This window comes from Micromonospora sp. NPDC092111 (assembly GCF_044755745.1).
Lineage (GTDB): Bacteria > Actinomycetota > Actinomycetes > Mycobacteriales > Micromonosporaceae > Micromonospora.
Genome location: NZ_JBIVRQ010000004.1, coordinates 239452 through 265472, shown reverse-complemented (window position 1 = coordinate 265472; position 26021 = coordinate 239452). Strand labels below are relative to the sequence as shown.

Below are 26021 nucleotides of genomic sequence, written 5' to 3'. Positions count from 1 at the left end.
GGTGACCGCCGCTGCCCCGGGCCGGCGCCGGGCCGGGAAACGAGCCGAAAGGTTGACCGGCTCCACCGCAACGTTCCGGCCGGCCGCCCCCGTCATCAGAGGCGGGACACCGGGAGGTGCAGTGACGTACGAGGAGTTCGCCGACTCGCGGCTGGCCGCGCTGCTGCGGTACGCCGTCATGCTGACCGGCGATCCGCACCAGGCACAGGACCTGGTGCAGGACACCATGGTGCGGGTCCAGCTCAACTGGCGCAGGGTCGCCCGCGCGGACTCCCCGGAGCGGTACGTCCGCCGGATGCTCACCAACCAGTACGTCGACTGGCGGCGCGGCTCCTGGGTACGCCGGGTGCTGTTGCGCGGCGAACCGGAGGACTCCGTACCGGTGCGCGCCGACCACGCCCAGGACGCCGTGGACCGGGACCAGGTCTGGTCCTGGCTGGCCCGGCTGCCCCGCCGGCAACGCGCCAGCCTGGTGCTCCGCTACTACGAGGATCTGCCCGACGCGGAGATCGCGGAGATCCTCGGCTGCGCCGTCGGCACCGTCCGCTCGTCCATCTCTCGGGCGCTGGCCACCCTGCGCGCCGAACACGTGGAGGTCTGCTGATGACCGTCGAGGAGGAACTGCGGGACGCCTTCGCCCGGCACGAGGCGCTGGCCCCGCCGGTCGGCCCGCTGCGCGCGGCCATCGACCGGCTGGTGGTCCGCCGTCGCCGCCGTCGGCGCCGACTCACGGTCGGCGCGACCGCACTGGCGGTGCTGGGGTTGCTGGCGGTCACGGTGCCGCAGGTCGTGCCCACCCCGGGGGGACGTGCCGTCACCGGCGCGCTGACCGGCGGCACCCCCGAGGCCGTACCGGGCGGGGCGCTGAACGTGCTGCTGCTCGGCGTCGACGGCACCGCGCGGGAACCGGCCCGGCGGGCCTACTCGGTGCTGCTGGTGCACGTCCCCGCCGACCGCAGCCGGCTCTACCTGGTGTCGTTCCCCCGCGACCTGGAGGTGTCCATCCCCGGGCACGGCACCGACAAGCTGAACGCGGCCTTCCTGTTCGGTGCCGGCGTCGAACGCCCCGACCTCGGGCGCGGCCTGGAACTCACCAGCCGGACCGTCACCGGGCTGACCGGCCTGCGCCCGGACGCCGGCGCGGTGCTCACCTACCCGGTGCTGCGCGAGCTGACCGACACGCTGGACGGGGTGGAGGTCTGCCTGCCCGGTGAGGTCCGCTCGGCGCACAGCGGCCGGGTCTTCCGGGCCGGCTGCCAGCACCTCGGCGGTGCGGCCTCGGTCGACCTGCTCCGCCAGCGGGTCGGGCTGCCCGACGGCGGCCTCGACCGGGACCGCAACGCGCAACTGTTCGCCGCCGGGCTGATCCGTCGGGCCGGTGAGCAGGGGGTGCTGCACGACCCGGTGCGGCTGTCCCGGCTGTGGGGCACGATCGGCTCGGACGCCGCCGTCGCCGGCAACGGGACGTCGCTGCTCACACTGCTGCGGGTCGTCCCGGAACTGGACAGCGCCGAGCCGGTCGGGCTCAGCCTGCCCGTCGGCGTACCGATGGGGCTGGACCGGTCGTTGCGGCCGGACCCGGCGGCGACGCCGGAGTTCCTCGCCGCGTTGCGGGAGGACCGGCTGGACCGGTGGGTGGCGGCGCACCCCGACCGGGTCACCCGGCTGCGCTGACCGGGCCGGTCAGCGGTAGTCGTCCTCGTCGGCGGTGACCACCCGGGCCTGCTCCATCGCGTCCCAGTCGTCGACCTCCAGGCCCCGGTGCGGCTCGGCGTCGGTCTCGCCGGGGCCGACCACGGCAGCCTGCTCGACCGTGTCGGCCGGCTCGGCCTCCAGCTCCCGCTCCTCCGGGTCGAGGTGGTCGCTCGGGGTGAAGTCCTCGTCGGGCTGACCCATCGTCCCTCCCTGGTTCCGGCGGATACCACCCCACCGTACGGGCTGGTGGGGGCCGTCGCCGGGTGGGCGCGGAAGCGGAGTCGGTGGATCGCCCCACCGGGGGTGCCCCGCGGTGCCAGGATGGGGACGTGGGCTTCCTGATCCGGTTGGTGATCACGGCGATCGCGCTGTGGGTCACCACGCTGATCGTGCCGGGGGTCGACGTCTCCGGCCGCAACGGTGCCACCACGGCGCTCACCCTGCTCGTGGTGGCGCTGATCTTCGGGCTGGTCAACGCGGTGCTCAAGCCGGTCATCAAGGTGGTCGGCTGCGTGTTCTACCTGCTCACCCTCGGCCTGTTCGCGCTGGTGGTGAACGCGCTGCTGTTCCTGCTGACCGACTGGATCGCCCGGGCGCTCGACCTGCCGTTCCGGGTGGACGGTTTTTGGGCCGCCTTCTGGGGCGCCATCGTGATGGCGGTGGTGACCTGGCTGATCAGCGTCGTCGTGCCGGACCGCCGGGCGGACCGGTGAGCCACGGCGGTGGACGCCGCCCGGGTCGGTTGTGCCCGTCGCCGCCTCCTACGGGATACTGCCCGCGGTGGACAGCGCGGTCCGGCGCACCCATGGAAGACAGCGGCCGGTGACGGCCGAGAGCGGTAAGTAAGGAGCGTTCGACATGCCCATCGCTTCCCCCGAGGTCTACGCGGAGATGCTGGACCGGGCCAAGGCCGGCCGGTACGCGTACCCCGCCATCAACGTGACGTCCTCGCAGACCCTCAACGCGGCGCTGAAGGGCTTCGCCGACGCGGAGAGCGACGGCATCATCCAGGTTTCCACCGGTGGCGCGGAGTACCTCTCCGGTCCGTCGGTGAAGGACATGGTCACCGGCGCGGTGGCGTTCGCCGCGTACGCGCACGAGGTGGCCAGGCAGTACCCGGTCAACATCGCTCTGCACACCGACCACTGCCCGAAGGACAAGCTGGACAAGTTCGTCCGGCCGCTGATGGGCATCTCGCAGGAGCGGGTGAAGCGCGGCGAGGAGCCGCTGTTCCAGTCGCACATGTGGGACGGTTCGGCCGTGCCGGTGGCGGAGAACCTGGAGATCGCCGCGCAGCTCCTCGACGAGGCCGCCAAGGCCAAGATCGTGCTGGAGATCGAGGTCGGCGTCGTCGGTGGCGAGGAGGACGGCGTCGAGAACGCCATCAACGACAAGCTCTACACCACCGTCGAGGACGGTCTGGCCATGGTCGAGGCGCTCGGCCTGGGTGAGAAGGGCCGCTACATGGCGGCGCTGACCTTCGGCAACGTGCACGGCGTCTACAAGCCGGGCAACGTCAAGCTCCGTCCGGAGATCCTCAACCAGATCCAGGAGGCGGTGGGCGCCAAGTACGGCAAGGAGAAGCCGCTCAGCCTGGTCTTCCACGGCGGTTCCGGCTCGCTGCTGTCGGAGATCCGCGAGGCGCTGGACTACGGCGTGGTGAAGATGAACATCGACACCGACACCCAGTACGCCTTCACCCGTCCGGTGGCCGACCACATGTTCCGCAACTACGACGGCGTGCTCAAGATCGACGGCGAGGTCGGCAACAAGAAGCAGTACGACCCGCGTACCTGGGGCAAGCTGGCCGAGGCCGGCCTGGCCGCCCGCGTCGTGGAGGCGTGCGAGCACCTGCGCGCCGCCGGCACCAAGATGAAGTAACGGCACCTACCCCGACGGCCGGCCCCCGGATCGGGGGCCGGCCGTCGCCGTCGCGGCCCGACCACGGCGGTGGCCGGGCGGGTCGTCAGACCGTCGCGGTGAGCACCCGGACGGCCTCGTGGACGTCGTCGGTGAGGTGCACGCTGCCGGAGAGGTCACCGAACGGCGAGCCGGCGAAGAGCGGTCGCAGCAGCGACTCGATGGGCAGTTCCCGGGTCCAGTACGCCCGGTCCAGGAAGACGTACGCCCCGCTCGCCCCGTCCGTGCCGTAGTACGTCTTCGTGGCCGCCTGGAACACCTCCTGCACGGTGCCGGCGCGACCCGGTGCGAAGACGATCCCGCCCCGGGCCAGCCGCAGGATGGTGTCCTCCCGGATGGCGTTGGAGAAGTACTTGGCGATCCGCCCGGCGAACAGGTTCGCTGGTTCGTGCCCGTACAGCCAGGTGGGGATGGCCAGCCCGCCGGAGCGGGCCCAGTCCAGGCCGGGCGCGCGCTGCTGCGGGACGGCGGCGGCATAGCGTTCGCGCACCGACAGCGCGGCGGCCGTGTACCGGTCGTGGTCGGTGAAGTCGGGGGCCCCGGCCAGCAGGTCGATCGCCGTGTTCAGCTCGTCGGCCGGCCAGGCGGACAGGAACGCGCCCAGGTTGGCCGCCTCCATCACGCCGGGGCCGCCACCGGTCACCACCAGCCGGTCGGCCCGGGCCAGCTCCCAGCCCAGCACCGCCGCCATCCGGTACGGCACGCTGCCGCGCGGCACCGCGTGCCCGCCCATCACGCCCACCACCGACTGCGGCCCGTGGGCGGCCAGCCAGGTCCGGGTCGCGTCGGCCAGCGCGTTGTCCACGCCGTGGTCGTGCAGCCGCTGGCCGAGCGCCTCCTTCACGTCGGGCAGGGCGCCGCCGTGGGCGCGGAAGTGCTCGTACACCCGGGTGTCGTACATCCCGGTGAAGCCGGCCCCGGTGAACCCGGCGGCCAGGTCCTCCGGCGTGTAGAGATGGGCCGGTTGGGTCGGGTACGGCAGGCCGGAGAAGGGTGGCACCACGTTCGCGCCGCGCCGGACCAGGTCCGCGCCGACCTCCCGGTCGGCGAACCGGCAGCCCACGAAGAGGGTGCCCGCCACCTCGGCGGCGGTCAGGTCGGGGACCGGGTCGAGGTCGAGGCGGAGCCCCTGCACGGTCAGCCCGGCCAGGCTGCCGCCGGCCAGGTGCCGGTCGAACTCGGCCCGGGTCTCGATCTCGTCGGGGCTGGTGTCGTGCGGCGCGATGACGTCCGCGGGAGGTGGGGTCGGCACCCCGCCATCCTGCCCCGGCCGGGCAACCCGCCGGAAGCAGGCCCGGCGCGGCCCGGTGGTGGTTCCGGACACGACAGGAGCCCGGGGCCGAGGCACCGGGCTCCTGCGTAACCGGGTCCTGGGGAGGCTCCGGACCAATAGTTGTAGTGGAAATCAACTGCCGCCGGCATGGGCCGCAGGGTCCGGCGGTGGGGCCGCAGGGTCCGCCCGTCCGAACCGCAGGGCTCGTCACCCGAACCGCAGGGCCGCCTGGCCGAGCCGCAGGCGTGACGGACGCCTCCACCGTTCAGCCACCGTACCGGTCCGACCCCCTCGCGTGTCGCTGGGCGAAGCGGGTTGAATGGGGCGATGCAGAACCTGTTGCCGGAGCCTCCGGCCACCCTCCTGCCCGCGCACGACGACGCGGACAACGCCCTGACCGCCGCCACCGAGCAGGGCACCGACGAGGCGTACGCCGAGGTCGCGGCCCGTTTTCCCACCCACAGCGCGGCCTGGGCGGCGCTGGCCAGCCGGGCCTTCGACGCCGGCCAGGTCGTTTCGGCGTACGCCTACGCCCGCACCGGCTACCACCGTGGCCTGGACCAGCTCCGGCGCAGCGGCTGGAAGGGGCACGGGCCGGTGCCGTGGGCGCACACCCCCAACCAGGGCTTCCTCCGTTGCCTGTACGTCCTGTCCCGGGCCGCCGGTGAGATCGGTGAGGCGGACGAGGCGGCCCGCTGCGCCCAGTTCCTGCGCGACTGCGACCCGGCCGCCGGGGACGCCCTCGCCGGCGCCTGACCCCGTCGACGGCCGGCCCGGGTACCCGCCGGGCCGGCCGTCGGGCCAGCTCAGAGCCCTTCGGCGACCGCTGCGGCGATCTTCAGCCAGGCGTCCCGGGTGGCCGAGGTGAGCCCGCCGTACCGGATCGGCTCGCCGGTGTCGATCAACCGCTCGTACGGCGCGAGCAGCACCGCCCGGGTCCGGGCGGCGAAGTGCTCCTGGATCGCCGGCAGGTCGATCTCCTTGCGGGAGGGCGGCATCGACACCACCGTCACCGCCTGCCGGACGAGCCGCTGCCGGCCACTCTGCTCCAGGTGGTCGAGCATCCGGGCGGCCGTCTCCGCCGAGTCGTTGCGGGCCGACATGGTGACCACGAGCTGGTCGGTGGCGTCCATCGCGGCCTGCCAGTTCTGTGCCCGGACGTTGTTGCCGGTGTCCACGAAGATCAGCTTGTAGAACCGGCTGACCACCTCGCGGATCTCGGCGAACGCCGCCGCGGTCAGCATCTCGCCGCCGGTGGCCGACTCGTCCGAGGCGAGCACGTCGAACATCCCCTCGCCCTGCGACCGGACGTACTGCGACAGGTCCCCGATCCGGCCGTGCGCGCCCTGGAACTGGCCGAGGTCGCGCAGCATGTCCCGGACCGTACGGGAGTGAAAGTCCTGCTGCGCCCGCATCCCCAGGGTGCCCTGGGTCTCGTTGTTGTCCCAGGCCAGCACGTACCCGCCGCGTTTCTGGCCGAAGGTCATCGCGAGCAGCAGGATGGCCACCGTCTTGCCGGCTCCGCCCTTCGGGTTGACCACGGTCACCTGGCGCAGCCCACCGAAGTTGCGGCGGACCATCTCGATGTCCCGCTTGAGTTCCTGCTCGTGCCGGCCGGGTGGCAGCTTCACCAGCCCCATCTTGTTGACCACCGCCCGGACGCCCATCGTGGCGATCGGGTCGGCCGGCCGGATCTGCCGGCGGCGGGCGAAGTCCTCGGCGGTCGGCGCGATCCCGCCCTCCGGCGACCAGACCGGATCCGGGTAGCCGACCGGGGCCGGTCGGTCCGCCGGCGGCACCCCGGCCGGCCCCGGCTGTTCCGGCCAGGGTGGGCCGTACCAGCCGGCCGGGGACTGCTGCGGCCCCCACGTCTGCGGTCCCGACGGCACCGGCCCGGTCTCGGGTGGCACCGGCCCGGACCCCATCGGGCCCGGCCCGGTGGGGAACGGTTCCGGGGCGGGCGGGAACTGCGTCGGTACGGGTGCCGACTGCGGAGGCACCGCCGTCCCGCCCGGCCCCGGCGGGTACGCCACCGGCGGCTGCGCGCCGGTCTGGTCCGGTCCGGGGCCGGTCCGTCCCGGCGCTACCGCCGCCGTCGGGTCGGGGCCGGTCCGTCCCGGCGCTACCCCCGCCGTCGGGTCGAGGCCGGTCCGTGCCGACGGCACGGACGGTGTCGGGTCGGGTGCGGCCGGCGGCGGACCGGTCCGGGCCGGCGGGACCGCGAGCGCGGGGCCGGGTGGGTACTCCGTCGGCGGCTGCGGCCCGGGTGGCGTCGCCGGGTTTCCCGGGGCGGGCGGGAAGGGCCCGAGTCTCGGGGCTGGTGGGCTGTCGTCGGCGGTGCCGCCCGTGGCCTCCTCGATCCCGGCCGAGGGCCGCTGGGGCGGCAGCGCCCACGGCGACTCGCCCCGCCCACCGTTCTGGACCGGTATCACGGGTGGGCTACCCGTCCGGTCGGGGTCGGTCGGGTGGGCCGGGGTGTCCGCGTTGCCTCGTTCGGTCGGGTGGGCCGGGGTGTCCGCGTTGCCCCGGTCGGCCGGGTGGGGCGGGGCGTCGGGGTGGGTCGGTTCGTGCAGGGTGGTCGACGGGCTCGCCGGGGCGGGCCGGGTGCCGTTCCGTGGGTCCGGTAGCGGCTGTCGTGGATCGCCGCCGTGCTGCCGGTCGGCGGGCCCGGCGGGCCGGGCGGGCACCCCGGGCGACCGGTCGGGCCCGGTCGCCGTCGGCGCCGGTCCGGCGAGCGACTGGTCCAGGGTGAAGGGCAGATCGAGGTCCACCGGAGCGGACTGGCCCGGTCGGGGACCCGGTGCCGCGCGTTCCGCCGGCCCTGGGCGTTCCGGTGCCGGGTGCTCCGTCGACGCCGGGTGCTCCGTCGGTGCCACGCGCTCCGTCGACGCTGGACGTTCCGTCGGTGTCGGGTGCTGCGTCGGCGTCGTGCGGTCGGCGCGGACCGGGTGGTCCGTCGGTACGGGCGGGGGGCCGACGGGGGGCGGACCGGCCGGGGTGGACACGGGGAAGGGTCCAGGTGCCGGCCGCACCCCGTCCCCGGTGGCGGTCGGTACGGGATGGGCGGCCGGCCTGGATGCCGCAGGTGGGTACGTGGCCGGCTGAGGGCCGGCCGGCGCCGGGTGGCGGTACGACGCGCCGTACGGATCGTCGTACCCGTGCGGGCTGCCCGGGTGGGTGGGCGGCGTGGGGTCCGGCCGGTCGGGCGTCCAGCCGTCGCCGGGCGGGGCCCAGCCGTTGTCGGCCGGCGTCGAGGCGACCTCGGCGGCCAGCGACGGGTAAGCCGTCGGCGGGTACACCGGTGCCGGCTCACCGGCCCGGTGGGGCACCGGGTCGGGTGGCCAGAGCGGTTCGATGTCCCGTTCCGGCACCGGCTGCTGCCCGGGTAGTCGGGCCCGGTCGGCGTTCTCGTCCACCACGGTTCCTCCCCATTCCTCCCGCCGAGGATAGGCCGTCCCGTTCCAGTGACGGAGCGTAACGGAACCGGGGTCGGTGGTCAGCCCGTGAAGACCGCCCAGGCGGCCGGCTCGGTCCACCAGGACCGCTTGCGGCTCAGCTCGCCCTCGACACCGTCGTCGAGGAAGGGCACCCTCTCGTCGCGGGGGATCACGGCCACCGCCCGGCCCCGGGCCCGGCGGACCTCGAACCGGATCTTCTTCCTGCCCAACGCCGAGCGGGTCACCACGGGAACGGCCACCGCGACCTCCACCAACCCGTCCGCCGGGTCGGGGGCGGTGAGCAGCGGCAGCGAGTCGAGGGTCGCGTACCCGCCGGCGTTGCCGATCGCGCAGGCCAGGATCGGGTCCGCGCCGTCGGAGAGCACCGCGTCGTCCACCTCGACCCGGCCCCGCCAGTGCAGCGGCCGGCCCGCGTCGTCGGCCGCGCCGACCAGCGCGCCGTCCAGGGTCACCGAGCCGGCGTCGTTGCGCAGCAGGTCGAGCCGGCGTACGTCGCCGTCGAGCACCGCCGCCGCCACCGCCGCCGGGTCACGGGGCAGGCCGAGCTGCCCGGCCAGGTCGCGGGGCGTCCCACTGCGGGCCGGGTCGAGCGGCAGTACGCCGATCGGCGGCAGGTCCGGCACCGTACGATCGCCGGCCAGGTCCGCCGGGCGGCGGCTGGGCGGCGGGGCGTACCGGCGGACCAGCCGGCGTACGACGGCGCGCAACTGGGCGTCGCTGGCCGTGGCGACGACCAGCCGGGTCTTGCCGTCCGGGTCGGGCCAGGTGAGGCCGTCGGGGCGGGGCGGGCCGTCCAGCCGGGCCAGCACCTCGTCGACCTCGGCGTCCGAGCGGGCGGTCACGGTCTCCACCCGGGCACCCCGGGCGGTCAGCGCGTCCGCGCAGGCCAGCACGGGTACGCGCGGCCTATCGCAGCCTTCGTCGGACTGTTCCCTCGCTGCCCCGGCCGCCTCGCCGGCGGCTCCTCCGGCTGTCTGTCTGGAGGCCCCTCCGGCGGTTGCTCCGGCTGCCTCTCCGGCTGCCTCTCCGGCTGCCTCGGAGGTGCCGCCGCAGCAGGATCCGCCGCTGCCGCAGCCCCCACCGGGAGCGTCCCGCTCCGAGCCGAGGGTGAGCAGCACCACGTCGTACACTCCGGGCCTCCTGCCTCTCGACGCGAACCCCTGCCGGCTGCGCCGTCACTACTTGTTAGCCTGACACCCCGGGCTCGCCAACCGGTCGCCACCTGGCACCCGAGCCTTCTGGAGGCGGAAGAGATGCCAGCGATCGTGCTCATCGGTGCTCAGTGGGGCGACGAGGGCAAGGGCAAGGTTACCGACCTGCTGGGTGAGCGGGTCGACTACGTCGTGCGCTACTCCGGCGGCAACAACGCCGGCCACACGGTGATCACCCCGGACGGGCAGAAGTACGCGCTGCACCTGATGCCGTCGGGTGCGCTCTCGCCGAGCGCGATGATCGTCATCGGCAACGGCGTGGTGGTCGACCCGAAGGTGCTGCTCGCCGAGATCGACGGGCTCGCCGAGCGCGGCGTGGACGTCTCCCGGCTGCGGATCTCCGGCGACGCGCACCTGATCATGCCGCACCACCGGGCGCTGGACCGGGTGGTCGAGCGCTACCTCGGCTCGTCCCGGATCGGCACCACCGGTCGGGGCATCGGCCCGGCGTACGGCGACAAGGTCGCCCGGATGGGCATCCGGCTCCAGGACCTGCTCGACCCGGGCATTCTGCGCAAGAAGCTGGAACTCGCGTTGCGTGAGAAGAACCAGCTCCTGTTCAAGGTCTACAACCGCAAGGCGATCGACGTCGACGCGACGATCGAGGAGTACCTGGAGTACGCGGAGCGGCTGAAGCCGTACATCGCGGAGACCCGGGTGATGCTCTGGGACGCCCTGGACCGGGGCGAGACGGTGCTGCTGGAGGGCGCCCAGGCCACCATGCTCGACATGGACCACGGCACGTACCCGTTCGTCACCTCGTCGAACCCGACGGCCGGCGGGGCGTGCGTGGGCGCGGGCATCCCGCCGACCGCGATCACCAAGGTCATCGCGGTGAGCAAGGCGTACACCACCCGGGTGGGCTCCGGTCCGTTCCCGACCGAGCTGTTCGACGACAACGGCCAGCACCTGCGCAAGGTCGGCCACGAGTACGGCACCACCACCGGCAGGGAGCGCCGCTGCGGCTGGTTCGACGCCGTCGTCGCCCGGTACGCCTGCCGGCTCAACGGGGTCACCGACCTCGTCATCACCAAGCTGGACGTGCTCACCGGCATGGCCAAGGTGCCGATCTGCGTCGGCTACGAGATCAACGGCGAGCGTTTCGACGACATGCCGATGACCCAGACCGACTTCCACCACGCCACCCCGATCTACGAAGAGCTGGACGGCTGGTGGGAGGACATCACCAAGGCGAGGACCGAGGACGAACTCCCCGAGAACGCGCGCCACTACATCGCCCGCATCGAGGAGATCACCGGCACCCGGGTCAGCGTCGTCGGCGTAGGCCCCGGCCGCGAGGAAAACGTCCTCCGCCACCCCCTCCTCCCCTAACCCCACCCCGCCCCCACCCCCACCTCCCGCCCCCCGCCTCCCGCCTCCCGCCCCTCCGCGCGGTGATCAAGAGGTTTGCGTCACGAGCTCGCTCCAGGTTGACGTAAACCTCTTGATCACCACACAGCTCTCCCCGGATATCCACAGGGTTGTCCACAGGGGTCGAGGGTTTTGGGGGTGCTGGGTGAGGGTGGGGCGGTGATGCCGCTCGAGCTCGTCCGTCGTGTCGCTGCCGGGCAGGACGGGATGATCACCACCAAACAGGCGCTGGCGGCCGGGCTGACCCGGGACCAGATCCGGCAACTCTGGCGCTCCGGCCGGTGGACGCGGCTGGCTCGCGGTTGTTTCGCGCCGGTCGGGGAGTTGCACGGTGCGGCTGCCACCCGGGCCCGCGTCCGGGCCGCGGTGGCCAGCCTCGGCCCGGGAGCCTTCGCCGCCTTCGACACCGCACTGGAGTTGCACGGCATCGCCGGGCTGCGCCGAAGCTCCGCCATCCATGTATCCGTGCCGGTGGACCGGCCCAGGCCGCAGCGACACACTGATCCCACTCTCGTGGTCCACCAACTGACCACGGCGGTCGGCGACATCGTCGAGGTGGCCGGCATTCCCACCACGTCACCGTTGCGTACCGTGACGGATGTGATTCTCCGGCAGGGCCGGTACCCGGCCGTGTCCGTGCTCGACTCGGCGTTGAACCGCGGACTCGTCACACCGGAGGATCTGGCGATGGCGCCGACGCTCATCCGAGGTCGACGAGGTGCCCCGGCCGCGCGGGACCATCTCGCCGAGGCGGACGGGCGGGCCCAGTCCCCGCTGGAGACGTTGGCGCGGCTGAGATGTGTCGACGGCGGTGTCCCGCCCGACGTGCTGCAACTGGAAGTCCGTGACCAGGACGGCCACCTCCTCGGCGTCGGTGACCTGGGCTGGCGCTCCGCGCGGCTGATCGCCGAGGCCGACGGCAGCGGCCCGCACCGTACGCCGGAGGCCCTCTTCGCCGACCGCCGCCGGCAGAACCGCCTGGTCAACGCGGGTTGGCGGATACTTCGATTCACCTGGCCCGACGCCCTCCGCCCGGACCACATCCCCTGGACGATCCGCCAGGCCCTGGCCGCCAACCCCTGACCCCACCCCCTCCCGCACCCCCTCCCGCACCCCCTCCCGCACCCCCTCCCGCACTCCCTCCCGCACTCCACCCCACCCCCACCCCCGCCCGCACCCCCTCCCGCCCCCACCCCCGTCCCCTCCCGGTCGCCGGCGCTGACCGCGCGAATGGTTCAGGAGCGTCTCCCCACGTGTTGATCAAGAGCTTTATGTCAACCCGGAGATCAACTCTGACGCAAACCTCTTGATCAACGCGCCCGTAGGCGCGACGGCGCGACCGTAGGCGCGACGGGCGCGCCCGTAGGCGCGACGGCGCGACGGCACGCCCGGAGGCGCGCGGCGGGTGTTCCGGGGGTGGGTCGGTTGGGTGTTGACGGGAGGGTGCGGGTGCGGGTGGGTAGGATTCGTCGCCGTGCGCGTACTTCTTCTGGGTGGTGGCGGGCGGGAGCATGCGCTCGCCCTCGGGCTTGTCGAGGATCCGTCGGTCGAGGCTCTGCTCGCGGCACCCGGCAACCCGGGGATCGCGAAGGTGGCCGAGGTGCGGCAGGTCGACGCCAATGACCCGGCCGCGGTCGCGGCGTTGGCCGTGGAGACCGGGGCGGACCTGGTGGTGATCGGTCCGGAGGCGCCGCTGGTCGCCGGGGTGGCCGATGCGGTACGGGCCAAGGGCATCCCCGCGTTCGGGCCGTCGGCCGAGGCGGCCCGGCTGGAGGGTTCCAAGACCTTCGCCAAGGAGATCATGACGGCGGCGGGGGTGCCGACCGCCCGCGCGTACACCTGTGCCGATGGGGAGAGCACCGCCAGGGCGCTCGACGAGTTCGGTGCGCCGTACGTGGTGAAGAACGACGGGCTGGCCGCCGGCAAGGGTGTGGTGGTCACCGACGACCGGGCCGTCGCGCTGGCGCACGCCGAGGAGTGCGGCCGGGTGGTGGTCGAGGAGTACCTGGCCGGGCCCGAGGTCTCCCTCTTCGTGGTGACCGACGGCGAGGCCGCCGTCCCGCTGTTGCCGGCCCAGGATTTCAAGCGGGTCGGTGACGGCGACGCCGGCCCGAACACCGGGGGCATGGGGGCGTACGCGCCGCTGCCGTGGGCGCTGCCCGGCCTGGTCGACGAGGTGATGGCCGACGTGGTCCACCCGACGCTGGCCGAGATGCGCCGCCGGGGCACCCCGTTCGCCGGGCTGCTCTACGTCGGGCTGGCGCTCACCGCCGCCGGCCCCCGGGTGATCGAGTTCAATGCCCGCTTCGGCGACCCGGAGACCCAGGTCGTGCTCGCGCTGCTGGAGACCCCGCTCGCCGGTCTGCTGCACGCCGCCGCGACCGGCACGCTGGCCGCGCACCCGCCGCTGCGTTGGCGTGCCGGTGCCGCCGTCACCGTCGTGGTCGCGGCCGAGGGCTACCCGGCCGCGCCGCGTACCGGTGACGTGATCACCGGTGCCGACCACCCGGGCGTCATCCACGCCGGCACCACCCGCCGGGCCGCCGACGGCGCCCTGCTCTCCGCCGGCGGCCGGGTCCTCTGCGGTACGGCCACCGGCCCGGACCTGACCGCCGCCCGGGACGCCGCCTACGCCCTGGTACGCGGTATCGAGCTGGCCGGTTCCCACCATCGCACCGACATCGCCGCCGCCGCGATCGACGGCCGGATCACCGTCCCCGACTGACGGACCACTGACGGGTCAGAGCAGCCCGAGTGCGGCGTCGAGCCTGTCGGCCGGTGGTTCGCAGGCATCCGGGAGAGCCCCCGGCGTGCCCCCGTCGTCGACTCCGGGGCTCCCCCCAGCTCAGCCGTAGTAGCGGTGCAACTCCCGGGTGAGCACCTTGCCGGTGGCGTTGCGCGGCAGGTACTTCACGAAGACCACGTCCCGGGGTACGGAGAACCGGGCCAGGTAGTGCCGGACGTACTCGCGGACGGCTTCCGGGTCGAGCGTCTCCCCGGGGTGCAGGGCGAGGAAGGCGGCGAGCCGCTGCCCGTACTCCGGGTCGGGGACGCCGACCACGGCGGCCTCGCGGACCTGGGGCAGCCGGGCGATCAGGTCCTCCACCTCGGACGGGAAGACGTTCTCCCCACCGGAGACGATCATGTCGTCGGCCCGGCCGTCGACGAAGAGCAGCCCCTCGGCGTTGATCCGGCCCAGGTCGCCGGTGTCGAGCAGCCCGTCCTGCGTCTCCCGCTTCGCGCCCGAGGTGTAGCCCTCGAAGAGCATCTCGTTGCCCACGAAGATCCGGCCGACCTGCCCGGCCGGCACCGGGCTGCCGTCAGGGTCGAGGATCTCCAGCCGGGTGCCGTGCGGTGGCCGACCGGCGGTGCTGGGTGCCGCCCGCAGCTCGGCCGGGCCGGCGATGGAGGCCCAGGAGACCTCCGTCGAGCCGTACAGGTTGTAGATGACGTCGCCGTAGGCGTCCATGAACCGGGTGGCGAGGCCGCCGGGCAGCGCCGAGCCGCTGACCGCGACCACCTTCAGCGCCGGCCGTGGGTCCGGTGGCGGCACGTCGAGCAGGCGTTGCAGCATCACCGGTACGGCGAAGAGCGCCTGGCACCGGTGCGTCACCAGCGCGGCCAGCGTGGCGGCCGGCTCGAACCGGCGGTGCAGCACGATGGTGGCGCGCAGCGCGAAGGCGACCTGGAGGGCCGCGTACCCCCAGGTGTGGAAGATCGGGGCGGCGATCAGCACGGTGTCCCGGGCGTGCAGCGGGATGCGGTCGATGATGGACACCAGCGGGCCGAAGCCGCCCGGGACGGGCCGGCGGGCACCCTTGGGGGTGCCGGTGGTGCCGGAGGTCAGCACGATGGTCCGGCCGTCCTGCTCGGGCGGTGTGAGCCGGTCGCCGGGGAGCGCGGCGGCGATCAGCTCCGCTAGGCCGCGTTCGTCGACCCGCCGCACCTCGGCGGGGACACCGAGCACGCGTTCGGCGAACTCGGCGTCGTGCACCAGCACCCGCAGCCGCTGCTCCTCGGCCACCGTGGCGAGCTGCGCGGCGGACAGGCCGGTGTTGACCAGCACCGCGTCCGCGCCGAGCAGGGTGGCGGCGACGATTCCCTCGATCAGCCCGTGGTGGTTGCGGCAGAGCAGCCCGACCCGGTCGCCGGCCCGTACGCCGAGCCCGGCGCGCAGTGAGCGGGCCAGCCGCTCGGCCCGGCCGAGCAGCTCCTGGTAGGTGAGTGTGGTGCCGTGCTCGTCGACGACGACCACCCGGTCGGGGTCCCGGGCGGCGGCCTGTCGCAGCTCGCCGGCCATTCCCCAGCCCCACCTGCGCAGCGCGCCGAGCTGCGCGGCGACCCGGACGGGGTGGCCGGGGGTGAGCAGTCCCCGCTTGGTCAACGTGGCGACGATGAACGGCAGGTCCATCCGGCGAGCCTCCTTCGGGGTGCGTGGGGGCCCACTCGGGGCCCCTCACCAGGGGTCCACCTTTCGATCATGTGCCCGTCCCCGTCGGACGGCCCGGCCGGTGCTTGGCGGGGCCGCCGACGGGTACGTGGGACGACCGGCCGGTCGGCCGGCCGGGACGGTCAGCGGATCTGGACGCCGGAGATGGCCCGGGAGATGACCAGCCGCTGGATCTCCGAGGTGCCCTCGAAGATGGTGTAGATCTTGGCGTCCCGGTACCAGCGTTCGACCGGGTGATCGCGGAGGAAGCCCGCGCCGCCGAGCAACTGGACCGCCTTCTCGGTCACCGCGACGGCCACCTCGCCCGCCTTGAGCTTGGACATCGAGCCCTCCCCGGCGGTGAAGGGCCGGTTGTTGCGGCCCATCCAGGAGGCCCGCCAGACCAGCAGTCGGGCGGCGTCGATCTCCATCTTCATGTCCGCGAGGGCGAACGCGACCGCCTGGTTGGTGATGATCGGCCGGCCGAACTGGACCCGGTCCCTGGCGTAGTCGAGGGCGTACTCGTAGGCGGCCCGCGCCACGCCCAGCGCCTGCGCGCCGACGGTGGGCCGGGACAGCTCGAAGGTGCGCATCGCGGCCTGTCCGGAGGCGCGCTGCCCGGAGCGGGCCCGGTCGAGCCGTTCCAGCAGGGCGTCCCGCCCGCCGAGCAGGCAGCGGCCCGGCACCCGTACGTCGTCGAGGAAGACGTCGGCGGTGTGCGAGGCGCGCAGCCCCAGCTTGCGCAGCTTGCGGGTGGCGGTGAGCCCGGCGGTCCCCGGCGGTACGACGAACGCGGCCTGCCCGCGCGAGCCCAGTTCGGGCTCGACCGAGGCGGTGACCACGTGCACCCCGGCGATCCCGCCGTTGGTCGCGTACGCCTTCTGCCCGCGTAGTACCCACTCGTCGGTGGCCTCGTCGTAGACGGCGCGGGTGCGCATCGCCGCGACGTCGGAGCCGGCCTCCGGTTCGGTGGTGCAGAACGCGCCGACGGCCGGCTCGTCGACGGTGCCGTAGCACTGCGGCACCCATTCGACGAGCTGGTCGGGGGTGCCGGTGCCGTAGATCGCGGCGACCGCGAGGGAGGTGCCGAAGATGCCCAGGCCGATGCCGGCGTCACCCCAGAAGAGTTCCTCGCTGGCGATGGGCAGGGAGAGGCCGGTGGGGTCGGCCCAGCAGGTGGCGAGGAACTCGAAGCCGTACAGGCCGACCTTCGCCGCCTCCTGGATGACCGGCCAGGGAGTCTCCTCCCGGTCGTCCCACTCGGCTGCGGCCGGGCGCACGACGTCGGCGGCGAAGCCGTGCACCCAGTCCCGCAGATCCCGCTGTTCCTCGTTCAGGTCGAGCGAGAACTCAGCCATGTCAGCCCTTGGGGATGTCGAACAGGTTGGCGATGTTGGCGGCCAGGCCCAGGTCGCCCTTGGCCTTCAGCTTGCCGGTCATGAACATCATCACCGGGTTGGCGCCACCGGAGACGATCTTCAGGAACTCGACCGGGCCCATGGTCAGGCTGAGCTTCGGGTCGTGCTGCGGGGGCTCGTTGACGGTGCAGGCGCCGTCGGCGATGGCCACCTCGTAGGTGTCGGTGCCCCCGTCGGGGCGGCCGGTGATGTTCCAGTGGATCACGGCGTTGGTGGAGCCGGCCCGGTCGGCGCGGAACAGTTGCGGCATCCGCCCGAAGACCTCGCCGAGCACCTTGCCGCGCAGGTCGCCGGACATCACCTCGGCGATCTTGTCGTCCGGGGTGGACTTGACCAACTGGGCGAACTCCTTGGGGCCGACGTTGGCGAAGTTGGCCGGGTCGAAGTCAGACATCAGGGATGCACCTCTCGGGGCGAGCCGTTTTGGTTACTCTAGCGTAACCTTACGCACGAGTAGGTATGCTTGCAAGAGTGTCCAGCACACCCTCCTTCAAGCGTCTCCCCCGGGCCGTCCGCGAGCAGCAGATGCTCGACGCGGCCGTCCGGGTCTTCTCCCGGCGCGGCTTCCACGCCGCCAGCATGGACGAGATCGCCGAGGACGCGGGCATCTCCAAGCCGATGGTCTACGCGTACCTCGGCACCAAGGAGGAGCTCTTCATCGCCTGCCTGCACCGGGAGACCGCCCGGATGGTGGAGGCCATCGCCGGGGCCGCCGACCCCGACCTCCCCGCCGACCAGCGGCTCTGGCGAGGGCTGCGGGCCTTCTTCGGCTTCGTCGGCGCGCACCGCGACGGCTGGGCCGTCCTCTACCGGCAGGCCCGGGGCTCCCAGCCGTTCGCCGGTGAGCTGGCCGCCATGCGCGCCCGGCTGGTCGAGGTGGTCGCCGGAATGTTCGACCACGCGCTGCGCGCCGAGGGCCGTGAGGTCGCCGAGACCGAACTGGAGGTCGTCGCGTACGCCCTGGTCGGTGCCTCCGAGTCGCTCGCGGACTGGCTCGCCGATCACCCCGAGGCCGACCCGGAGAAGACCGCCACCCGGATGATGAACGTCGCCTGGCTCGGTGCCGGCCAGCTCCTCGCCGGTGCCACCTGGCGACCCCGGGTGGACTGACCGGGTCGACCTCATCCGGCAGGACAGCCTCGCACCGGTGGTGGCGGCGAGCGGTATGCCAATCCGGCATCTTCATGCCAGATTGGCATACCGCTCCGAGCGGGTGCTGTATCGATGGGGCGGAAAGGTCCGTGAGGAATCGCCACGCCGATGGCAGTGCCCGTGCGCCGTCTTGTCTGCGGCGGTCGGACCGTGCGAGGTGAGGACCACCGGGGCGTCGAGCGCCCCGGCCACCGCCGACGGCCAGTCGGCCGGCGGGTCGTCGTAGACCGGGCGGGACCGCCGCAGGCGGGCGGTGAGCGCCGCCTGCCGGTCCAGGTCGCCGGGCGGGCCGGGCACCAGCCGGTCGACGTCGGCGTAGCGGCGGCAGAGCCGCAGGCCGGAGCCGGCCGGGTCCGGGCCGACCAGGTCGAGGTGGGTCAGGGCGAGGCCGTCCACCCCGCCGGCCACGTCGAGGGCGTACCGGTGGGCGACGGCGTCGAAGTGGCCGAACCGGAAGCTGCCCTGCCACGGGTTGGTCGGGTTGCGCGGGTCGGCCAGCCGTAGCGCCGGATCCTCGGTGACCAGTGGACCCGGTCCGTGTCGGGTGGTCACCGTGCGCAGTACGCCCAGCCGCCGCGCCTGCCCGGCCAGCCCCGCCTCGGCGAGCAACGCGTCGGCGTTGGCGAACGTGGTGGTGCTCCAGGTGGTGTACGGGTGGAAGCCGTGCCACTCGTCCAGCAGCACCCCCTGCGCCCCCTCGAAGACGCAGGTCCCCGTCCGCAGCACCCCGGCCAGGTACGAGCGGTCCACGATCGAGACCCGGTCGGCGAAGCCGGTGAACGCCGGTAGACAGTCCGCCACCGGCGGCGCGTCCAGCGGGCCCAGCTCGGCGGTGAGCCGGTCGCGCAGCGCGGTGAGCCGCCGACGCAGCACCTCCGGGGTGCGGCAGTCGGCCACCCGGGGCGCGACGTCGGGGTGGGTGAGGCCGTACGCGACCGCCTCACCCACCCCCAGCCCGCAGGAGCCGTGCCGGTCAGCTCCCCGGGCGATCTCCCGGGCCCGGTTGGCGGCCCGGTGGTACGGGGTGGCCAGCAGCGCCTCCCCGTCGACGGTGAGCCGGTCGAGCGCGTCGAGCACCCCCACCGAGGCGAGGTGGTTTGCCTCGGCAGCCAGCGCCAGCGGGTCCACCACCACCTGCCGGGCCAGGTGGGTCCGCACCCCGGGCCGGAAGGTCCCCGCCCCGAACTGCGCGAACGTGTGGTGCCGACCGTCCGGCAGGACGACATTGTGGGCGGCCTGCGCGCCCCCGTTGAAGCGCACCACCGTGTGCACGGGGCGGGTCGCGCAGAGCCAGTCCACGACGGTGCCCTTGCCGGCGTCGCCGTAGCCGAGGTCGACCACGATCACGTGCCGCCCCGGCCCCGACGGCACCGGCTCGGGCCGCCCGGTGGCGGGGCCGGGGGTCGCGTTCACAGCCGGGTCACCCCACGGCTCCGGCGTGCCGGCCCGGTGCCGGTCGGCAGCGTCGACACCTCGGTCCGTCGTCCGCCGCCGAGCCGGGCCAGCGCCTTCGACACCGTGCCGGTGGCCGTGGAACCGGCCCGGTCCAGGTCGCGCAGCCCCTCGTCCAGGTCGATGGCCTGTTCGCCGAGGCCGACGGCGAGCGCGATGGTCTCGCAGACCGCGTCCAGGTCGTCCAGGACGACGGCGTTCTGCCCGAGCAGGCCGCGCCAGAAGTCCAGCACCTTCGCGTTGCCGGCGTAGTGGCTGCCGGCGGGGAGCAGGTAGTAGGTGTCCCAGCGCCGGGTCACCTCGTCGACGACCTGCCGCAGCGGCACGTCCTCGCCGAGGTCGTCGCCGATCAGCCGGCTCACCTCCCGCCGGCTCACCCGGGGGTACGCCAGCTCGTCGCCGATGATGAACAGGTAGCCGCGCCGGCCCCGCTTCTCCCAGCAGTCGGTGACGGTGTGCCGGGCCATGAAGTACATGGCCAGCTCGTACGACTCCGTCATCTGGCCGCCACCGCCGCCCTCCAACACGATCCGGCCGAGGTCGTCGTCCATCCGGTTGTCCGACTCGAACTGCCCCACCTGCAACGGCGTCCGGTCGCAGGTGGCGTCGCCGATCGCGCCGAACATGAGCTGCGGGTCGCGGGCGTACCCCTGGCGCAGCAGCAGCCCGAGGAGCTGCGGCAGCTTGGTCTGGAGGGTGCGCGGCACGTGCCCCATCGAGCCGGTCACGTCGAACAGCACCGAGATGGCCGTCGACTGCGGGTGCTCGGCGGAGTCGCGGCTCTCCCGTACCGCGCCGCGCGGGTCGAGCGCGGGGTGTACGGTGCTCGCCCCGCTGTCGCTGTAGGAGAACGCGCTGGTGCCGGTGGCCCGGCGGTAGCGGTCGGCGGCGTCGTACACGTCGGTGGACCAGATTCCGCTGCCCATGGCAGCCTCCCTAGGGGTTGAGGGTGAAGGGTCGGAAGGTGCGCGGCCCGTAGCGCCGGTGCAGCACCTCGTCCAGTTCGCCGAGCAGTCGCCAGGCGTCGTCGGGACGGGCGTTCAGGGCCGGACGGCGGCAGCCGTCGGCGAAGACGCGCAGTTCGCGCGGGGCGCGGTCGCCCATCAGCCAGGTCATGCAGCGGGCGGCCATGGCCAGGTCGGTGCCGGGGCCGCAGGGCCGCCGGGCGGTGACCTCCGGCGGGTACCAGTCCTCGTGGCCGGGGACCAGCGCCGGCACGGTCCCGCCGTCGACCGCCGAGAAGCACCAGTCGACGAGCACCAGGCCGTGGCCGTCCGGCTCGATCAGCACGTGCCGGGGGAGCACCGCGCCGTGCACCACGCCGGCCCGGTGGGCCAGGCCGAGGGCGACCAGCAGCCGCCGCCACATCCAGGCCGCGTCCCGGGCGTCCAGCCCGTCCGGGTACGCCCGGCGTACCGCGTCGAGACTGTGCAGGCCGGGTACGGCGGCCAGCACGGTGATCCGCCGTTCCGCGCCGCTGGCCGGATCCCGGTGCCGGAGGGTGTCGACCAGCCGGGGCACGTACGGCAGGTGGCGCGGGTCGCCCCGCTCCTCGATCACCCGCAGGGCGTGCGCCTCGCGGGCCATCAGGTCGTTGTCGGCCGGGTCGCGGGGCAGCTTGAGCAGCCGGTCCGCCCCGACGTCGTAGAGGTCGGCCAGGTCCCCGGTGTACGCGAGCGGCCCGAGCCGGTACCCGCCGAGGACCACCACCGACCCCTCGGTGGCCGGCCCGGACGACGGCATTCGGGCGGCCCGCCACCGGGTGGTGACCCGGACGAAGGCGTCGGTGGCGTCGGCGCGTACCCGGGCGTCGAGCGCGCCCAGCCGGTCGGGGTGCAGGGCCGCGACCAGCTCCCGGTAGCGGTGGGCCGGCGCGTCGACGCCGAACAGTTCGGCGTCGGTGCGGGCCGCCGCGACCAGGCCGATCGCCTCGTCGGTCCTCACCGGACGGTCTCCTCCCGGGCGGGGCGCAGCAGCGCCGGGTGGAGCAGCCGGGCGTCGCCGGCCCGGTAGAGCTTGGCGCGGGGACCGCCACGGGCGCCGCCGCGCTCGGTGCTGGCGCCGGTGCCCTCCACGAAGCCGGGGACGGAGAGCACCTTGCGGTGGAAGTTGCCGGCGTGCAGCGGGTGTCCCCAGACCGTCTCGTAGACGCCGCGCAGCTCGCTGATGGTGAACTCGGGTTCGAGGAAGCGGGTGGCCAGCGGGGTGTACTCCAGCTTGGACCGGGCCCGTTCCAGCCCGTCGTCGATGATCCGGGCGTGGTCGAAGGCGAGCTGCCGGCTGCTCAGCGCGGTGACCGGCAGCCAGATCGCGTCGTCGGCGTCGGTGTCGGCGACCGGGTCGGGCAGGTCGGGGGCGAAGGCGAGGTGGGCGACGGAGACGATCCGCATCCGGGGGTCCCGGTCGGGGGTGCCGTAGCTGGCGAGCTGTTCGAGATGGACGCGGCGCAGCCGTTCGCCGCCGAGGCCGGTCTCCTCGGCCAGTTCCCGGCGGGCGCCGGTGGCCAGGTCCTCGTCGGGGCGGACGAAGCCGCCGGGTAGCGCCCAGTGCCCCTCGTAGGGGGGTCGGCCCCGCCGGATGAGCAGCAGGTGCAGCGCGCCGTCGCGGATGGTCAGCGCGACCACGTCGACGGTGACCGCGATCGCGGGGTAGGCGGTGGGGTCGTACGCGGCGAGGAAGTCCTGCTCGTTCACGGCATCCCTCTCAATCCGAGAATAACTCAAGCTGAGAACAACCTAGCTCACGGCGGAGCGGTGGGCAACCCTCCGCTCCGGTCAGCGGACGGCACCCACCAGGTGCGGACGGCCGGTCCGCGCGTCGTGCAGGGCGAAGTCCCAGCCCGGGACGGCACTGAACGCCACCGTCGAGGGCAGCGGCACCGGCAGCTTGAACGCCACCTCCACCGTGTACGCCTCCGGCAGCCGGCCCGCCAGTGCGGCCAGGCAGCGGGCCTTGCTCCACATCCCGTGCGCGATCGGCCGGGGGAAGCCGAACAACCGCGCCCCCAGCCGGGAGGTGTGGATCGGGTTGTGGTCGCCGGAGACCCGGGCGTAGTCCGTACCGACCCGGGGGGTGACCCTCCACTGCGCGCTGGCGGCCGGCGCGGCAGGCCGCTCACCCGGGTCCCGCCGGGCACCGCCGCCCGCCGCGCGCCGCCTCCCCAGGTACGTCGAGACCCCGCGCCACACCTCCGCGCCGTCCACCGAGCCGACCAGCACGACGTCGACCTGCCGCCCCCGCTCGTGCGGTCGCAGGTTCTCCGCGTACGCGACGAAGTCCAGCGTCTCGTCGGCCGAGATCGGACGGTGCACGGTGATCCGGTTGCCCACGTGCACCACCCCGGTCAGCGGGATCGGGAACTCCGGCGCGGTCATCAGTCGCAGCGCCAGCGGGAAGCCCCGCACGTGCGGGTACGTCGCCGGCAGGGTGTCGGCGAGCCGGAAGCCGCAGACCCGGTCGTAGTCGGCCAGGTGGGCCCGGTCGACGGTGACCCCGGCGACGGCCAGTTCGACCTCCGGCACGGCGTCCGGGCGGCGGGACCGGCCGATGCCGGGCACCGCGTCGCGCAGTGCCCGCCGGTAGAGCGCGCCCGGAGCCGGCAGCCGGGGCAGCTCCACCCGGGTCCGGCCGGGCTGCGCTGACCCGTCCCCGGTCGGGCCGTCGATCAGGTCGTGCACCGAGAGTTCCCCGGCCGGGGTCTCCTCCGGTCGTTCCCTCCGCCGGGCCATCACGCCCCCAGCAGGCTCTGGCCGCAGACCCGGACCACGTTGCCGCCGACCGCACCGGACGCCGGCCAGGCCAGCCAGCCGATCGTCTCGGCGACGTCCTCCGGCAGGCCGCCCTGCGACATGCTGTTCATCCGGCGACCCGCCTCGCGGATCACCAGCGGGATCCGTGCGGTCAGCCGGGTCTCGATGAACCCGGGGGCGACCGCGTTGACGCTGATCCCGCGTGCGGCCAGCGCCGGGGCGAGCGAGTCGACCAGACCGATCACCCCGGCCTTGCTGGTGGCGTAGTTGGTCTGGCCCCGGTTGCCGGCGATCCCGGCGATCGACGAGACGGAGACGAGCCGGCCGCCGTCCGGGATCAGCCCCCGCTCCAGCAGTACGTCGTTGATCCGCTCCTGGCTGGAGAGGTTGACGTCGATCACCGAGTCCCACCGGTCGGCGTCCATCCGGCCGAGGGTCCGGTCCCGGGTGATGCCGGCGTTGTGGACCACCACGTCGACCCGGCGGTGCCGGTCGGCCAGGTGGTCGGCGAGCCGGGTGGGGGCGTCCGGGGCGGTGAGGTCGAGCTGCACGGCGGTGCCGCCGATCTCGTTGGCGACCGCCGCGAGGGCGTCCCCGGCCGCCGGGACGTCCAGGGCGACGACCTGCGCGCCGTCCCGGGCCAGTACCCGGGCCACGGCCGCGCCGATGCCCCGGGCCGCGCCGGTGACCAGGACGACCTGCCCGTCCAGCGGCCGATCCCAGCCGACCGGGGTGCCGGGGCCGCCGGCACCGATCCGGACCACCTGCCCGGAGACGTACGCGGAGCGGCCGGAGAGCAGGAACCGGAGGGTCGACTCCAGGCCGGTCAGGGTGCCGGCGTCCCCGGCGGAGGTGACGTACACGAGTTGGGCGGTGACGCCCCGGCCGAACTCCTTGCCGATGCTGCGGGTGAGCCCCTCCAGGGCCCGCTGGGCGGTCGCCTCGCGGGGCGAGCCGCACTCGGCGGGCGGGGTGCCCAGCACGATCACCCGGCCGCCGGGCAGCACCGCGCGGGCCGGTGGGTGGAAGAAGTCGTAGAGCTGGCGGAGCTGGGTGGAGTCGGTGATGCCGGTGGCGTCGTACACCAGGGCGCCGAACCGGGCCGGCCGGGTGGGCGCGTCGCCGGCCGGTGTGTCGACGGCCTCCCGGCCCTGCCCGGCCCCGGCGGCGGGGGTGCGCTGCTCGCCGCCGGCGGTGGGGTCGGGTGGAACGGTGCCGGTCTGGTCGCGTAGTTCGACCCCGGCTGCGGTGAGGATCCTGCCGACCGGCTCGGCGAGCCGGCCGCCGGTGGCCGCGCCGAGCAGCGCCGGGCCGGGGAGCAGCGGGTCGCCGGGGGTGTGCCGGCGCAGTCGCGGCGGGTCGGGCAGCCCGAGGCGCTTGACCAGCGCGCGGCCGGCCCCCGTTCGGACGAAGCTCGCGTACCTGTCGGTCATAGGCGTAGCCTACTGGCCAGTAGGTTGTGGGCAAGTCCTGAAACGGAGGCGGGATCGTGCAGAGCATCCGGCGGGTGGCGGTCATCGGCGGCAACCGCATCCCCTTCGCCCGGTCCAACTCCCGGTACGCCAGCGCGTCCAACGCCGACCTGCTCGGCGCGGCGCTGGACGGGCTGGTCGCCCGGTTCGGGCTGGCCGGCCAGCGGGTCGGCGAGGTGGTGGCCGGCGCGGTGCTCAAGCACTCGAAGGACTTCAACCTCACCCGTGAGGTGGTGCTCGGCTCCCGGCTCGACCCGCACACCCCCGCGTACGACATCCAGCAGGCGTGCGGCACCGGCCTGGAGGCGGCCATCCTGGTCGCCAACAAGATCGCCCTCGGGCAGCTCGAGGTGGGCATCGCCGGTGGCGTGGACACCACCTCCGACGCGCCGCTGGCGGTCAACGAGGACCTGCGCCGCACCCTGCTGAGGCTCAACAGCGCCCGGAGTCTCGGCGAGCGGCTGAAGATCGCCGCGAAGCTCCGCCCGCACCAGCCGTTCAAGCCGGAGATCCCGCGCAACGCCGAGCCGCGGACCGGGCTGTCGATGGGCGAGCACGCCGCCCGCACCGCCGCGTACTGGCAGATCGACCGGTCGGCCCAGGACGAGTTGGCGCTCCGCTCGCACCAGCGCCTCGCCGCCGCGTACGACCGGGGTTTCTTCGACGACCTGATGACGCCGTACCTGGGGCTGACCCGGGACCAGAACCTCCGGCCGGACACCAGCCTGGAGAAGCTCGGCTCGCTCAGGCCGGTCTTCGGTACCCGGGGGCCGGACGCCGACCAGGCCACCATGACCGCCGGCAACTCGTCCCCGCTGACCGACGGCGCGTCCACCGTGCTGCTCGCCTCCGAGCAGTGGGCGCGCGAGCACAGCCTGCCCGTGCTGGCCTGGTTCTCCTGGTCCGAGACGGCGGCCGTCGACTTCGTGCACGGTGACGAGGGGTTGCTGACGGCTGCCGTGTACGCGGTGCCCCGGATGCTGGGCCGGGCCGGGCTGACCCTCCAGGACTTCGACTTCTACGAGATCCACGAGGCGTTCGCCTCGCAGGTGCTGGCCACCCTGGCCGCGTGGGAGTCGCCGGAGTTCGGCAAGGACCGGCTCGGGCTGGACGCCCCGCCCGGCTCGATCGACCGGGACCGGCTCAACGTCAACGGCTCGTCGCTCGCCGCCGGCCACCCGTTCGCGGCCACCGGCGGCCGGATCGTGGCCACCCTGGCGAAGCTGCTCGCCGAGAAGGGCGGCGGCCGGGGGCTGATCTCGATCTGCGCGGCCGGTGGGCAGGGCGTCACGGCCATCCTGGAACGCTGATTCCGGCCTACCCGCGCGCCGCCCCCTTCGGGGGACGAAACGTACAAAACCTCCTTTTCATCTACTGATCTCCCGACGATGAAGGCGCTGATCGTCCTTCGTCGGGAGGTT

General features: G+C 73.9%; 23 protein-coding genes. 10 read left to right on the top strand and 13 right to left on the bottom strand.

Going from position 1 to position 26021, the window contains the following annotated elements; genetic code table 11:
- Window positions 1-121: 121 nt before the first annotated feature.
- The gene (locus ACIQG9_RS11845) at window positions 122-604 is read left to right on the top strand and encodes a SigE family RNA polymerase sigma factor (protein WP_400400653.1); all 483 of its coding nucleotides are present in this window, start codon (window positions 122-124) and stop codon (window positions 602-604) included.
- Window positions 604-1674, top strand: a complete 1071-nt coding sequence (locus ACIQG9_RS11840; protein ID WP_400400650.1) for an LCP family protein — start codon at window positions 604-606, stop codon at window positions 1672-1674. Before ACIQG9_RS11845 ends, ACIQG9_RS11840 begins: the two co-directional genes overlap by 1 nt.
- A 9-nt stretch (window positions 1675-1683) precedes the next feature.
- Here ACIQG9_RS11840 and ACIQG9_RS11835 read toward each other — a convergent pair whose 3' ends face one another.
- Window positions 1684-1896 carry a hypothetical protein gene (locus tag ACIQG9_RS11835; RefSeq protein WP_400400647.1) on the bottom strand — a complete coding sequence of 71 codons (213 nt, stop codon included), beginning with the start codon at window positions 1894-1896 and terminating at the stop codon, window positions 1684-1686.
- A gap of 128 nt (window positions 1897-2024) precedes the next feature.
- Here ACIQG9_RS11835 and ACIQG9_RS11830 point away from each other — a divergent pair, with 128 nt between their 5' ends.
- Both ACIQG9_RS11830 and fbaA read left to right on the top strand, forming a co-directional pair.
- Window positions 2025-2408 (top strand): phage holin family protein, encoded by a 384-nt coding sequence (locus ACIQG9_RS11830; RefSeq protein WP_400400644.1) that lies wholly within the window; start codon window positions 2025-2027, stop codon window positions 2406-2408.
- A gap of 145 nt (window positions 2409-2553) precedes the next feature.
- Window positions 2554-3576, top strand: a complete 1023-nt coding sequence (fbaA, locus tag ACIQG9_RS11825) for a class II fructose-bisphosphate aldolase (protein WP_400400641.1) — start codon at window positions 2554-2556, stop codon at window positions 3574-3576.
- 85 nt (window positions 3577-3661) lie between these two features.
- Here the strand turns inward: fbaA and ACIQG9_RS11820 are convergent, their stop codons facing one another.
- Window positions 3662-4867, bottom strand: coding sequence for an LOG family protein (locus ACIQG9_RS11820; protein ID WP_400400638.1), 1206 nt, complete (start codon window positions 4865-4867; stop codon window positions 3662-3664).
- Between the two features lie 348 nt (window positions 4868-5215).
- Between ACIQG9_RS11820 and ACIQG9_RS11815 the strand changes: the two genes are divergently transcribed.
- Window positions 5216-5644 carry a DUF3151 domain-containing protein gene (locus ACIQG9_RS11815; protein WP_400400636.1) on the top strand — a complete coding sequence of 143 codons (429 nt, stop codon included), beginning with the start codon at window positions 5216-5218 and terminating at the stop codon, window positions 5642-5644.
- Window positions 5645-5694: 50 nt separating this feature from the next.
- Here the strand turns inward: ACIQG9_RS11815 and ACIQG9_RS11810 are convergent, their stop codons facing one another.
- Both ACIQG9_RS11810 and ACIQG9_RS11805 read right to left on the bottom strand, forming a co-directional pair.
- Window positions 5695-7659, bottom strand: coding sequence for a chromosome partitioning protein (locus ACIQG9_RS11810; RefSeq protein ID WP_400400633.1), 1965 nt, complete (start codon window positions 7657-7659; stop codon window positions 5695-5697).
- A gap of 725 nt (window positions 7660-8384) precedes the next feature.
- Window positions 8385-9476: a hypothetical protein gene (locus ACIQG9_RS11805; RefSeq protein WP_400400630.1), complete on the bottom strand. Its 1092-nt coding sequence runs from the start codon at window positions 9474-9476 to the stop codon at window positions 8385-8387.
- A 123-nt stretch (window positions 9477-9599) separates the two neighbouring features.
- Between ACIQG9_RS11805 and ACIQG9_RS11800 the strand changes: the two genes are divergently transcribed.
- The 3 genes from ACIQG9_RS11800 (at window position 9600) to purD (ending at window position 13653) form a co-directional block, all read left to right on the top strand.
- On the top strand, window positions 9600-10889 hold the full coding sequence (locus ACIQG9_RS11800; RefSeq protein WP_400400627.1) for an adenylosuccinate synthase: 1290 nt from the start codon (window positions 9600-9602) through the stop codon (window positions 10887-10889).
- 201 nt (window positions 10890-11090) lie between these two features.
- Entirely contained in the window at window positions 11091-12011 is a 921-nt protein-coding gene (locus ACIQG9_RS11795) for a type IV toxin-antitoxin system AbiEi family antitoxin domain-containing protein (RefSeq protein ID WP_400400624.1), read from the top strand.
- A gap of 391 nt (window positions 12012-12402) precedes the next feature.
- Complete coding sequence (gene purD / locus ACIQG9_RS11790; protein ID WP_400400621.1) at window positions 12403-13653, top strand: phosphoribosylamine--glycine ligase; 1251 nt, start codon at window positions 12403-12405, stop codon at window positions 13651-13653.
- A gap of 120 nt (window positions 13654-13773) precedes the next feature.
- Here the strand turns inward: purD and ACIQG9_RS11785 are convergent, their stop codons facing one another.
- From ACIQG9_RS11785 to ACIQG9_RS11775, 3 genes are all read right to left on the bottom strand, one after another.
- Complete coding sequence (locus ACIQG9_RS11785; RefSeq protein ID WP_400400618.1) at window positions 13774-15339, bottom strand: AMP-binding protein; 1566 nt, start codon at window positions 15337-15339, stop codon at window positions 13774-13776.
- Window positions 15340-15500: 161 nt separating this feature from the next.
- A complete protein-coding gene (locus ACIQG9_RS11780) occupies window positions 15501-16715 on the bottom strand; it encodes an acyl-CoA dehydrogenase family protein (RefSeq protein WP_400400615.1) in 1215 nt (404 codons plus the stop codon).
- Window position 16716: 1 nt separating this feature from the next.
- Window positions 16717-17169 (bottom strand): SCP2 sterol-binding domain-containing protein, encoded by a 453-nt coding sequence (locus ACIQG9_RS11775; protein WP_400400612.1) that lies wholly within the window; start codon window positions 17167-17169, stop codon window positions 16717-16719.
- A gap of 77 nt (window positions 17170-17246) precedes the next feature.
- Between ACIQG9_RS11775 and ACIQG9_RS11770 the strand changes: the two genes are divergently transcribed.
- The gene (locus ACIQG9_RS11770; protein ID WP_400400609.1) at window positions 17247-17885 is read left to right on the top strand and encodes a TetR/AcrR family transcriptional regulator; all 639 of its coding nucleotides are present in this window, start codon (window positions 17247-17249) and stop codon (window positions 17883-17885) included.
- Window positions 17886-17957: 72 nt separating this feature from the next.
- Here the strand turns inward: ACIQG9_RS11770 and ACIQG9_RS11765 are convergent, their stop codons facing one another.
- The 6 genes from ACIQG9_RS11765 to ACIQG9_RS11740 all read right to left on the bottom strand — a co-directional run bounded on the left by ACIQG9_RS11765 (window position 17958) and on the right by ACIQG9_RS11740 (window position 24561).
- Window positions 17958-19271, bottom strand: coding sequence for an adenylosuccinate synthetase (locus ACIQG9_RS11765; protein WP_400400968.1), 1314 nt, complete (start codon window positions 19269-19271; stop codon window positions 17958-17960).
- 65 nt (window positions 19272-19336) lie between these two features.
- Window positions 19337-20305, bottom strand: coding sequence for a hypothetical protein (locus ACIQG9_RS11760; protein ID WP_400400606.1), 969 nt, complete (start codon window positions 20303-20305; stop codon window positions 19337-19339).
- Between the two features lie 10 nt (window positions 20306-20315).
- A complete protein-coding gene (locus ACIQG9_RS11755; protein WP_400400603.1) occupies window positions 20316-21323 on the bottom strand; it encodes a serine/threonine protein kinase in 1008 nt (335 codons plus the stop codon).
- Window positions 21320-22072, bottom strand: coding sequence for an NUDIX hydrolase (locus ACIQG9_RS11750; RefSeq protein ID WP_400400601.1), 753 nt, complete (start codon window positions 22070-22072; stop codon window positions 21320-21322). Before ACIQG9_RS11750 ends, ACIQG9_RS11755 begins: the two co-directional genes overlap by 4 nt.
- A gap of 81 nt (window positions 22073-22153) precedes the next feature.
- Complete coding sequence (locus ACIQG9_RS11745; RefSeq protein ID WP_400400598.1) at window positions 22154-23107, bottom strand: MaoC/PaaZ C-terminal domain-containing protein; 954 nt, start codon at window positions 23105-23107, stop codon at window positions 22154-22156.
- Window positions 23107-24561 (bottom strand): 3-oxoacyl-ACP reductase, encoded by a 1455-nt coding sequence (locus ACIQG9_RS11740; RefSeq protein ID WP_400400595.1) that lies wholly within the window; start codon window positions 24559-24561, stop codon window positions 23107-23109. Before ACIQG9_RS11740 ends, ACIQG9_RS11745 begins: the two co-directional genes overlap by 1 nt.
- Before the next feature lie 56 nt (window positions 24562-24617).
- Here ACIQG9_RS11740 and ACIQG9_RS11735 point away from each other — a divergent pair, with 56 nt between their 5' ends.
- Complete coding sequence (locus tag ACIQG9_RS11735) at window positions 24618-25910, top strand: acetyl-CoA C-acetyltransferase (RefSeq protein WP_400400592.1); 1293 nt, start codon at window positions 24618-24620, stop codon at window positions 25908-25910.
- Window positions 25911-26021 lie beyond the last annotated feature (111 nt).